This is a genomic window from Actinomadura rubteroloni (assembly GCF_002911665.1).
Taxonomy (GTDB): Bacteria; Actinomycetota; Actinomycetes; order Streptosporangiales; family Streptosporangiaceae; genus Spirillospora; species Spirillospora rubteroloni.
In genome coordinates this window covers 825,670-837,171 of the sequence record NZ_MTBP01000001.1, presented here as the reverse complement: position 1 = coordinate 837,171, position 11,502 = coordinate 825,670, and the positions used below count along the sequence as shown (strand labels likewise).

Annotated in this window: 8 protein-coding genes; 6 read left to right on the top strand and 2 right to left on the bottom strand. The window is 71.8% G+C overall.

Annotated features, from left to right (window positions below; all coding sequences use genetic code 11):
* Positions 1 to 289: 289 nt before the first annotated feature.
* The 5 genes from BTM25_RS03880 (at position 290) to BTM25_RS03860 (ending at position 9,474) form a co-directional block, all read left to right on the top strand.
* Positions 290 to 1,411: a DUF6421 family protein gene (locus tag BTM25_RS03880; protein ID WP_103561364.1), complete on the top strand. Its 1,122-nt coding sequence runs from the start codon at positions 290 to 292 to the stop codon at positions 1,409 to 1,411.
* A gap of 1,365 nt (positions 1,412 to 2,776) precedes the next feature.
* Complete coding sequence (locus BTM25_RS03875; RefSeq protein ID WP_103561363.1) at positions 2,777 to 4,282, top strand: DUF3375 domain-containing protein; 1,506 nt, start codon at positions 2,777 to 2,779, stop codon at positions 4,280 to 4,282.
* Positions 4,275 to 4,910, top strand: a complete 636-nt coding sequence (locus BTM25_RS03870) for a DUF4194 domain-containing protein (RefSeq protein ID WP_103561362.1) — start codon at positions 4,275 to 4,277, stop codon at positions 4,908 to 4,910. The genes BTM25_RS03875 and BTM25_RS03870 overlap by 8 nt, the downstream gene beginning before the upstream one ends.
* Positions 4,911 to 4,912: 2 nt before the next feature.
* Positions 4,913 to 8,254, top strand: a complete 3,342-nt coding sequence (locus BTM25_RS03865) for an ATP-binding protein (RefSeq protein ID WP_235828346.1) — start codon at positions 4,913 to 4,915, stop codon at positions 8,252 to 8,254.
* A complete protein-coding gene (locus BTM25_RS03860) occupies positions 8,206 to 9,474 on the top strand; it encodes a Wadjet anti-phage system protein JetD domain-containing protein (RefSeq protein ID WP_103561360.1) in 1,269 nt (422 codons plus the stop codon). Before BTM25_RS03865 ends, BTM25_RS03860 begins: the two co-directional genes overlap by 49 nt.
* Before the next feature lie 22 nt (positions 9,475 to 9,496).
* On the opposite strand, the gene BTM25_RS03855 is transcribed toward BTM25_RS03860, so the two are convergent.
* Together BTM25_RS03855 and BTM25_RS03850 are read right to left on the bottom strand one after the other, a co-directional pair.
* Positions 9,497 to 9,706, bottom strand: a complete 210-nt coding sequence (locus BTM25_RS03855) for a tautomerase family protein (RefSeq protein WP_103561359.1) — start codon at positions 9,704 to 9,706, stop codon at positions 9,497 to 9,499.
* A gap of 17 nt (positions 9,707 to 9,723) precedes the next feature.
* A complete protein-coding gene (locus BTM25_RS03850) occupies positions 9,724 to 10,461 on the bottom strand; it encodes an SDR family NAD(P)-dependent oxidoreductase (RefSeq protein ID WP_103561358.1) in 738 nt (245 codons plus the stop codon).
* A gap of 103 nt (positions 10,462 to 10,564) precedes the next feature.
* On the opposite strand from BTM25_RS03850, the gene BTM25_RS03845 reads away from it, so the two are divergent.
* Positions 10,565 to 11,500, top strand: coding sequence for a LysR family transcriptional regulator (locus BTM25_RS03845; RefSeq protein ID WP_103561357.1), 936 nt, complete (start codon positions 10,565 to 10,567; stop codon positions 11,498 to 11,500).
* The last annotated feature ends 2 nt before the right edge of the window (positions 11,501 to 11,502 follow it).

Below are 11,502 nucleotides of genomic sequence, written 5' to 3'. Positions count from 1 at the left end.
AATCGGCTGCGCCAAGGCCGGATGATCTGTTGTTCGTCAAGACGGGCGCCGTGACCTGTAGCGATACCGGCGGTATTGGCAGAGGCTCGGCGACCCCCCGACGGGGAGGTTGCTTCACTTGCCGTTAACGGCCGTCCCGCCGGCGTCCCGGCCGCCCCCGGGAGCGTGACCGACCCACCGGACCCACGCCGCGGGACCCTCCCCGTCGGCGCCCGGCCGCCGCGTTCGCCGAGCGCGGCCGGCCCCTCTCACGTGCAAGCACCCCATCCAAAGAAGGCCTGCCACTGCCATGTCACACAGCACGGCATCCGAGGTAATCGAAGAGGTCAACCAGATCCGCGAGAAGATCAAGGAGTCGCGCGAGTCCTTCCGCGACCCGGACTTCCTCGGTCGGCTCGCCCAGCAGATCGAGGACTCGCCCGCCCTGAGCCGTCAGCCCATCGCCCGGGCGCTGGCCGACGACCTGCGGAAACTCCCGTCGGAGCCGCGTCTGTCCGCCGTCAAGGCGCACATCAACGAGCAGCGGGACAACCATCTCTTCTCGCTGTTCGACGCCTCGTACTTCCCCGCCCTGTCGCTGGAGTACCTGACGTACGAGACGCTGCCGACCAACCCGCACCTGGCCGCCCGGTACGCGAGCAACACCATGCCGGTCAACATCACGGAGTGCTCGGAGGGGTTCAAGTCCCGGGTGGTCGTGGCCCTCTTCCCCGAGAACCACGTCGACGGCGTCCAGCACGGCGACGACATGATCTTCTACTTCATCGACAAGTTCGTGGAACGCCACAACCGCATCACCCGCAAGATGATCGACGCGGTCATGGCGGACGGGAGTTTCCCCGCGCTGCGCGGCATCGACGACAAGACCGTCGAGCAGGCTTCGTCCTGGTGGGTGCGGTTGCACGAGTACCACCACCGGCAGGGCGACATGCCCATCCCGGAGTTCCTTCCCATCAAGAAGTTGAAGCCTCTAGCAGGGCTGGAAGAACTGCGGGTGGACGTCTCGGGAATGCTCGCCTGCCTGAATGACCCCGACCTGCCCGCGACCGAGGCGCAGCTCGCGTACGAGTACATCCTCTCCGAGCGGCTGCTCCGCTATTCGGTGGAGGGGATCCCGCGTCCGAACTACGACGCGGTGGCGTCCCAGCTCCTCTTCAACTACCTCTCCGAACACGGTGGAATCGGACTCGACGGAGGTTTGATCAGCCTGTACCCCGAGCTTCCCTCTGTACTGGCGGAGTTCCTCGGGGAGATCGAACGAATCGAAAGCGAGATCCACTTCCTTCCCGCGGAGGACGTACAGCGAAAACTTCTCACATTCACCAATCAGTACACCGACTACGACCCCGAGGCCCGCGACTACCGCCACATCCCGTTCTTCGGCGAGATCAAGGCCCGCCTGGGCGTCTGACCGACACCGGCCCGCCGCACCGCACGGCGGCCTTGGCGGGCCGGACCCGGGCCGGCGGACCGCGTTCACTGCGGACCGGTCCCGGCCTTCGAGGAACCTGATCGACGTGGAGAGGGGCGCGGGGCTGACCTGGAGCCGCCGGCCGACTTCGGACGCGGCGACGCTGCCGGATCGGTCGTGCAGCGGCAGACCAGCACCCGCGCCACCGTCTCGCCGGACCTGCCCGAACGCCGCCGCTCGCCGGCGTGCCGCACGCCCGGCGACCGCCTGAAGCTCCGGCCCTCCGTCGACCACGTCCGCGCGAAGCGTCGGATCTCTGCGCCGCACCCGTCTCCAGGTACGGATCCGGAACCAGCCTGACAGCCAAACTTACCGGGCCAATTCAATCAGAAAGGCCTGAAGAAGAGCTATCGGCAAATTCCGCACTGACATGCGAGAACACGGCGAACTCGGATCCCCGCCAGAACACCCTTCCTGGCGACACCACCGGCCTGAAGAGCCGTATCCCAGAAACGGACCGGCGAAGAGACCGCCGAGCGGCAAGGGCTGGCCGCCGACAGTTGCCCACGGTAACGATCGCAGGAAGAGGCAAGGCGGATGAGCGATCGCCGAGGCCGCGCGCTCGTCCCTTCGCCGTCAGAGATGGCGCCGGAATCCCCGTCTCGTTCACGGTCGTTCTCGCACCTCTAACAGTTTAACGTTTCCGCACGTCAGGGGCGGCGTGGACGTCCGCGAACGGCGTTTCACCGCATGGGACAGCGCGTCGAGAACGCCCCGCACGAGTTCGAATCAAGCATCGTTTGACCCGTCCTACCAGGCACAACGCAAGCCCCGGCCCCTTCTGGGATCCGGGGCTTCGTCGTTCGCGTTCACGGTCGAACTCGAAGGCTCGGCGAGTTTCCACTACCGACCTTTCTGGAGCCGACTGGTGGTGTTCAGGCCCGGCGGACCACCGGACGACACGGCGATGATGCCGACCTGCCAGCACCGGCACTTGCGGGCTTCAGTTTGGACATGTCCATCTTGAAAGAGAGCCCGATCCGCTCCTCGACCGCGACCTATCCGGCGACGAGAAGCACCGAACAGTCCCGCTCGCTCGGCGTCCGCACCTCGCGAACCGGGCCGCTCCCGACTTCGGCGGCGCCCGAGTGGAATATCCGGGGCGTGCGCCGCGACCCGCCGATCAATGGCGAGGACCCGCCACCACCGACATTTCTCGGACGAGGAACCATGACTTTCAAGGCGCACGTCCACCGCTCCCGAGCGTTCTCGTCGAGCCCGCCGACCGTGCACGCTCCGGAACCGGGCACGGAACCCGTCACGTTCGGGACGCGCCCACCGCCGCAAGTCGTACTCTGTTCGGCGATGGCTACGAGAGGCGTGGAGGGCGCGTACCAGGGTGCGCTCCGGGCGTTCCAGAGCCCCATGCTCGACCTGCTCCACCGGACCTACGCGCCCTTCGTCGTGACGGTGCTGGCGATGATGTTCACGCCGGAGCGTCCGATGGTGGCCGTGGCGGACGCCCACGCGGAGATCGCCGACGCGCTCGACCAGTTGCGGGCCGCCGGGTACGGCCACGCGGACGACCAGCCGTTGCCCGCGGGGAACGCCCGCGACCTGTGCAGGCAGTGGGTGAACGCGGGCTGGCTGGTGCGGCAGGTCCGCGACGACGTCGAGGTGTACCGGCTGTCCGCGCACGCCGTCGGCGCGCTCGAAGTGGCCGGACGGGTCGGCGGGGCGCGGACGAGGGTGTCGGAGTCGCGGGTCCGGACGCTGCTGGAGGCGGTCGAGCGGCTCGCGCGGGACGCGGACCCGGACGTGATGGCCCGCATGGCGCGCCTGCAAACCGAGATCGACCAGCGCCGCCGCGAACTCGCCCGGCTGGAGCGGGGCGGCGCCGTGGACGCCGTCGAGGACGACCAGCTCCTCGAAGCGGCCGAGAACGTGCTGCACCTGGCGCGGGAGCTGCCCGCCGACTTCGCCCGCGTCGCGGAGTCGATCAAGGCCATGCAGCGGGACGTCGTCGCCGAGCTGCGGCAGGACGTGCGGCCGACCGGTGAGGTGCTGCGCGAGTACCTGGAGCGCGGCCGGCAGATCATGGACGCGACGCCGGAGGGCCGCGCGTTCGCCGGGGCGCTCCGCCTGATCGGCGACCCGGCGCAGATCGAGGATCTGTGGAACCTGCTGCGCACCGTGCTGCGGCACGGGTTCACCGGCATGATGCCCGAACCGCAGCGGCGGGAGCTGGCCGAGATCGCGCGCCGGATCGAGCGGGGCGTCGCGGAGGTACTGGCCGCGCAACGGCAGGCGTCGCACGTCATCACCGCCCAGGTGCGCGACCACGACCCGCTGCGGGACCGCCAGGTGGACGAGCTGCTGCGGGACGTGATGTCCGGCCTCCACACCTGGGTGCCCGGGTCGCGGCGCGGCGCGCACGTCGCGCCGCTGCGCCGCCTGCCGGTGGCCGACATCGGGCAGTTGCGGCAGTCGCTGAGCGACCTGCGGCCGCCCCGACCGCCCACACCGCTCCAGGAATGGGACGAAGAAGACATGCCCGGCGCCGACACCCGCGCGTGGGGCGGTCCGCAGTACGCCGCGCTGCGGGCGCATCTGGGGGAGTTCGCGAACGACGCGGGCGACGCGGACGGCGTCGACGTGGCCGCCGCGTTCCGCGCCGCGGCCGAGCGACTGCGGCGGCCGGTGGACCTGCTGGGCCTGCTGGAGATCGCGCACGGCCTCGGGATGACCGACACGTCCGAGGTCGCGGTGGTCGACACGGTCCGGCCGGACCGGACCCGGCGGCGGTTCGCGTTCGGCGGCGTGCTGGCGGCGAACCCGTCCGGCGAGGAAGCGGGGGACGACGATGAGTGAACCGGCCAGCTTCATCGAACCGGTCCCGATGGAGGACGACCCCGCCGGGCTGTTCCCCGGCGACACCGGCGCGCTGGACGTGGAGGTGCGCCGGGTCCTGGTGCGCCTGCTGCGGCGCAGGTTCCTGCTGGCCGAGAAGAACACGGCGCAATGGCGCACGCTGCTGGAGAACCAGCAGATCATCGAGTCGCGGCTGCACGACCTGTTCGTCCGGCTCGTGGTCGATCACGATCGGGGCATCGCGTACAAGCAGCAGGTGCGCTCGGACGAGCTGGACGTCCCGATCCTGCTGAAGGACGACGCCTACAGCCGGGCCGAGACCCTGGTGCTGGTCCACCTGCGGACCGTCTTCCAGCGGGAGCGCGGCAACGGCGAGGCGTCCGCGCGCGTCGACATCGAAGAGCTGGAACAGACCGTCCTGACGTATTTCGATCCCGACGACCACAACCTCGCGCGCAGCCAGCACGAGATCCGCAACGCGGTGCAACGGCTGGCCAAGGAGGGGCTGCTCGCGGAGGAGTCCGCGGGCCGGTACCGGATCACCCCGCTGGTCGAGGTCGTGCTGAGCACCGAGAAGCTCACCGAACTGGCGCAGTGGCTGAGGGAACAGAACGGGGTCGCGCCGTGAGCATGATCGACACGCTGTTCGGACTGATCCCGGCGGCGTCGCGGGGGCAGCAGTGGGTGGCGCGGGATCTGCAGCTCGTCAACTGGGGCGGCTACGACGGGTACCACCGCATCCGGTTCGCTCCCGGCGCGACGCTGTTCAGCGGCGGTTCCGGGTCGGGCAAGTCGACGTTGATGGACTCCTACATCGCGTTGCTGATGCCGCACACCACGCCGTTCAACGGAGCGTCCAACGGCGGGGTGGTCGGCCGGCCCCGCGGCAAGGACCAGCGCAACATCCTGTCCTACGCGCGCGGCAAGCTCGACGAGTCGCGGACGGGCGGCGAGACGAGGTCGCGGGTGCTGCGCGGGGACGGCCGCGACACCTGGTCGGCCATCGCGATGACGTGGGCCGACCGGGGCGGTGCGGTGTTCACCGCGCTCCGCGCCTGGTACGTGCCGGCGTCCGCGCGCGGCCTCGACGACGTCGTCCCGGTGCGCGCCACCCGCGACGACGACTACGACCTGCACGAGCTGGAGGGCCCGGCGGGCGGCAGGCTCGCCCGCGCCGCCGTCGAGGCCACGGGGCTGACCTGCTTCGGCACCGACCGGGACTTCACGGCGCGGCTGCACACGACGCTCGGCATCGGCGCGGCCGGGGACGGGCACAAGGCGGTCGGGCTGCTCGGCCGGATCCAGGCCGGCCAGCAGATCACCACCGTCGACGCGCTCTACAAGACGATGGTGCTGGAGGAGCCGCCCACCCTGGCCACGGCGGACGCGGTCGTGCAGCAGTTCGACGAGCTGTCCGGCACCCGGGAGCGGATGATCACCGCGCGCCGGCAGGTGCGCGCACTGGCGCCGTGCCGCGAGCACCGGGACACGATCGACCGCGCGGTGACCCGGCTGCGCGTGATCGAGGACGTCGGATCGTTCACCGACCCCGGCTCCCCCGCGGCGCGGTGGCGGCACGAACGCCGGCTCGACCTGCTGCGCGCGGCCGAGGCGGACCTGACCGCGCGGCGCCGGCGGGCCGAGCAGGACGTGCGGGAGACCGACGCGCTGATCAAGGCGGCGGAGTCCCGGCGGGACGCGGTCCTGGAGACCCTGCGCGCCTCCGGCGGCGACCGGCTCGACACCGCGCGCCGGGAGGTCCGCGCCGCGGAGCAGCGGCTGGCCGACGTCGAACGCGCGCGGCAGCGGCTGGACCGGGCGCTGGACGTCCTCGGCGCCGCCGTGTCGGCCGCCGAGGACTTCGCCGCGCTGGTCGGCGCGGCGCACCGGGCGCTGGCCGACGCCGACGCCCGCAAGAAGGCCCAGAACGCGTTCGCCGAAGCCACGTCCGAATGTAGGGAAAGCGAGCGCGAACTCGCCGCGCTGCGCGCCGAGCACCGCGCCGTCACGTCCCGCCGGGGCAACATCCCCACCGACCTGCACGCCGCGCGCGACCTGCTGGCCGACGCCGCCGGGCTGACACCGGGCGATCTGCCGTTCGTCGGCGAGCTGATCGAGGTGCGCACGGAGTTCGAGCCGTGGCGGGAGGCGTTCAACCTGGCGCTCGGCGGGTTCGCCACCCGGATGCTGATCGACATCGGCCGGCTGAACGCGTTCCGCGCGGCGATCGACGCGGTGCCCGTCGCCCGGCGCGTCCACTTCGAAGGCGTCCGCACCGGCATGCGCGACGAGGTCGGGCTGAACGACAAGACGCTGCCCGGCCGGCTCGACTACCGGCCGTCGCCGTTCACCGCGTGGCTCAAGAGCGAACTCGTCCGCAAGTTCGACTTCGTCTGCGTCGAGACGCCGGCGCTGCTGGCGCAGTACGCCAACGCGCTCACGATCACCGGCCAGACGTCGCAGGGCGGCCGGGGCGCCCACGGCGGCCACGGCCGGGCCAACCTGCTGGGGTTCACCAACTCCCGGCTGCTCGCCGACCTCGGCGCCCGGATCGGCCGCGCCGAGGAGCGCCACGACGACGCCGTCGCGCGGGCGGCGCAGGCCGAGCGGGACCTCAACTCGTTCGAGGAGAGGCGCACCGCCCACCGGGCGGTGACCGAACTGTCCTGGGACCAGGTGGACGTGGACGCGGTCCGCGCCGACCGGGACCGCTGGCAGCGGATCATCGATGACGTCCGCGCGGGCAACCCCGAGATCGACCGGCTGCAAGGCGAGGCCGAAGACCTCAAACAGCAGGTCACCGACCTGACCGAGCGCGTCGGCGGGCAGAAGAAGGACGCGGCGGAACTCGACGGCGCCTGGGAGGCGATCGTCGACGAGGTGGACGTCACCCAGCGGGCGCTCGACGCGACCGGCGCCGAGGTCGGCCGGGAGCACCGGGAGTACCTGGCGGACCTGTTCGAGGCCGCCCCGCAGGGAGCTGACCCGGCGACCGCGCTGGCGGAGTTCGACGCCGCGCACCGCCGCGGCGTCGAGCGGATGAACGACGACCGCAAGTCCGCACAGGAGGCGATCGGCCGCGCGCGGGCGGCGCTGCGGGAGACGTTCTCGACGTTCGTCGAGCGCTGGCCGAACCCGAACCTCGGCACCGACCCGGACGCGTCCTACCGCGACTTCGAGCGCCTGCTCACCGACCTGGAGACCAGCGGCCTGCACGAGTTGGAGACCGAGTGGCGCGACAGCCTGCTCAAACTCTCCGGCAACGACCTGACCAGCCTGGACAGCGAACTCGCCGCCGCCGTCCGGGAGATCCGCGACCGGATCGACCCCGTCAACCGCATCCTCGCCGGACTGCCGTTCGCCGACGACGGCCACCGGCTGCGCATCGACCCGCAGGAGAGCCACTCCGCCGCGCGGGCCCGGTTCCGCAAGGAACTGCGCGACGTGCGCACGGTCATCGACAAGGCGGCCACCGACGCCGACCGCGAACGCGCCTACCACCGCATGGCCAAGGTGATCGACCGCATCCGCCGCACCGCGCCGGACTTCGCCGACCTGGTCGACGTGCGCAACCACGTCCGGATCAGCGCGGAGAAACGCGACCTCGACGGTCGGCACGTCGCGGTCTACGACCACATCGGCGAGAAGTCCGGCGGCGAGTCCCAGGAACTGGTCGCGTTCATCGTCGGCGCCGCGCTGCGCTACCAGCTCGGCGACGCGGGCGCCGAACGTCCCCGCTACGCCCCCGTCTTCCTCGACGAGGCGCTGATCAAGGCGGACGCGCACTTCACCGGACGGGCCATCGGCGCGTGGCGCGGGCTCGGCTTCCAGCTCGTCATCGGCGCCCCGAACGACAAGCACAGCGCGATCGAGCCCCATGTGGACGCGGAGTACCTGATCCTCAAGAACCCCGAGGGGCGGTCATGGGCGAAACCCATCGTGGCGATTCCCGACGCGCCGGCCCCCGGCTGATCGACCCCGCCGACGCGGTCGGCGAACTCGGCCGCAAGGTCGCCCGGACCTGGGCGGACGCCGTGTGCGCCGACCTCGCCGGCGACCCCGTCACGTTCTCGGTCCCGCTCCGTCCCGGCGTGGCGAGCGGCGGCGCGGTGGCGCGGATCGGGCACGCCGCCTGGCACGAGTGGCACATGCGCTGGCGCGAGTTCGCCGACCGGCATCCCGGCGTCGGGATCGTCCGTCGGCCGGTGTCCGTCCAGAACGTGACCGGCGACTACCCGGCCGTGCTCGCCGTGGATCTGGACACCGCCGTCGCGCTCGTCTCCGCGACCGGATCTCCGGCGGTCGACATCGTCCGCGCCCGCGCGCTCGCGTCAGCGCTGAGGTCCGCCGGAGCCGTGCTCACCCCGGCCGTCCTGCGCGCCGCCTGCCGCCTGGGCGCCGACGACGCGGACGTGCTGGTCAGCGCGCTGACCTGGCTGCGCCGGCACCCGGACGCGGGCGCGTGGACCGCACGCGGGCTCCCGGTCCCCGGCATGCACTCCAAGTGGCTCGACGCCCATGGCGCGTTGCTGCGCGACGCCGCAGGACGCGACGTCCGCGCCGAGGTCCGGGCCCGCCCCGCCGTGCTGCACCTGACCTACGTCGACCCGGGCCACCTCGCGTCGGGCCGCCGCCGGCACGACGCCTGGACCACCGGCGACACGCACGACGTCGGCTACCGGCCGCGCGTCGTGCTCGTGGTCGAGAACCGCGACTCCCGGCTCTGGTTTCCGCCCGTGCCGGACACGATCGTGGTCGAGGGCGGCGGGAAGGCCGCCGCCGCCCTGCTCGCGAACGTGCCCTGGATCCGCGCCGCCGACCACGTCGTCTACTGGGGCGACATCGACGCGGACGGATACGCGATCCTCGACCGGTTCCGCGCCGCGCTGGCCGAGCCCGCGCCCGACGACGCGCCGCCCAAACCCGTCACCTCCCTCCTGATGGACGCCGCCGACCTGCACCGTTACGCCCGGCACGGCGTGAACCACGACAGGTTCGGCCGCCCCCTCAAGCCGTCCCCGGCCGTCCTGCCGCACCTCACCGCGGCCGAGACGACGGCCTACGACACCATCGCGACCGCGGGCCCCACCCCGTTCCGCCGGATCGAGCAGGAGGCCGTCCCCCTCGACCACGCTGCGCAGCGCCTGCGGGAGGTCACCGCGCGGCGGCCGGACGACCGGGGAAACGCCTGATCGCAAGCCTGCCCGGCCGCCGTCAGGTCGCCTGCTTCCGGCGGCGGTACTCGTGGACGGGCAGCCCGCCGACTCCCCAGTCCCCCACCTCGACCTCGTCGATGACGACGAACGTCGCGGCCGGGTCCTTGTCGAGCACCCGCACCAGCAGATCGGTCACGCCCGCGATGATCTCGGCCTTCTGGTCGGCCGTGACGCCCTCTCGCGTCACTTTCACGTTCACGTACGGCATGGCGGTTCAGTCCCTTCTCACGCGCGTCCGGTCACGTGGCCGCCGTCCACGCGCAGGGCGTGGCCGGTGGTGAACTCGGCGCCCGCCAGGTAGACGACCGCGTCCGCGACCTCGGCGACCTCGCCGACGCGGTTCAGGAGGGCGAGACCGCCGAAGGAGTCGACGTCCCAGTCCGCGTGCAGGGGCGTTCGGATCATCCCCGGCGCCACCAGGTTGACGCGGATCCCGTCCGCCGCGAGTTCGGCGGCGAGGCTCGTGGTGAGCGCGTGCACGCCGGCCTTGCTGATGACCGGTGCCGACGCGGTGAGGCCCGCGACCGCGTGGTCGACCAGCACCGTGCCGACGTTGACGATGCTCCCGCCGCGCCCCTGCTCCCGCATCCGGCGCACGACGGCCTGGGTGGTCAGGTAGGTCCCCTTGAGGTTGGCCGTCAGGAAACCGTCCACTTCCTCTTCCGTCACGTCGGTGAAGGGCTTCGCCGCGAACGTGCCGGCGTTGTTGACCAGGACGTCCACGCCGCCGAAGCGCTCCACGGCCGTCCGGACGAGCGCGGCGCCGGTCGCCGCGTCCCCGATGTCGCCCGCCACCTGCGCGACGTTCGCGTCATGCCCGAGGTGCGCGGCGGCCTTGGCGAGCCGGCCTGCGTCCCGTCCGTTGATCACGACGTCGGCGCCCCGGGCCAGGAACGCCGCCGCGACGCCCAGCCCGATTCCGCTCGACGCGCCCGTCACGATGACGGTGCTGTTCTTCGCCATTTCGACCAGTCCTTCGCTCTCGTCTGTTCCGACACCAGCGAAGCTAGGACCGCACGACCGATAACACCACGTCGAAGTTTGGAGCCTGTAATAAGGTGGCGTTATGGACGTGGATCTGCGCGATCTCGAACTGCTGGCCGCGACCGCCGACGCCGGTTCGCTCACGGCGGCGGCGGAACGGCTGTACGTCAGCCAGCCCGCGCTCAGCCAGCGGCTCACCCGGCTGGAGGACCGGCTCGGCATGCCGCTGTTCGACCGCGCCGGCCGCCGGCTCGTCCCCAACGCCGCCGGACGGCGGATGCTCGTCGCGGCCCACCATGTCCTGAACGAACTGCGCTCGGCGACCCGCGACGTGCGGGAGATCCGGGACGGACGCGACCGCCGCGTCCGCTTCACCGCCGAGTGCAGCACCACGTTGCAGTGGTTGCCTCCGGTCATCCGCGCGTTCCGCGAGCGGTGCCCGCGGGCGGAGGTCCGCGTCGAGTCCGTCCCCGACGACGCGCCGGTGCCCGCGCTGCTCACCGACCACATCGACGTCGCGCTGATCACCAAGCCGCATCCGGAGATGGACCGGGTCAGCCTGACCCGCCTCTTCGACGACGAGATGGTGGCCGTCGTCCCCGCCGACCACCCCTGGGCCGGGCGCTCCCACCTCACCGCGCGCGACTTCACCGACGCCCACCTGATCCTGTACGACTCCTACGACCAGACCCGGATCCCGTCGATCCCGCTGCCCCTGCCGCCGCGCGCCCGTCCGGCCCGCATCACGACGATGCCCGTGGTGACCGAACTGGTCGTCGAGATGGTCGCCGCCGGGCAGGGCGCGACGATCCTCCCCAACTGGGTCGCCGCGCCCTACACCGGCTCGCACGACCTGGCGCTCGTCCAGATCGGCGCCGTCCCGATGACCCGCACCTGGTACCTCGGCACCCGCCAGGGCCCGCGCACGCCGCTGCTCCAGACGTTCGTCGACGAACTCGTCGCGCGCCTGACGCCGGAGGCCCCCCGGTCGGTGGTCCGCGCGGGGTCGTCCTCCTAGAG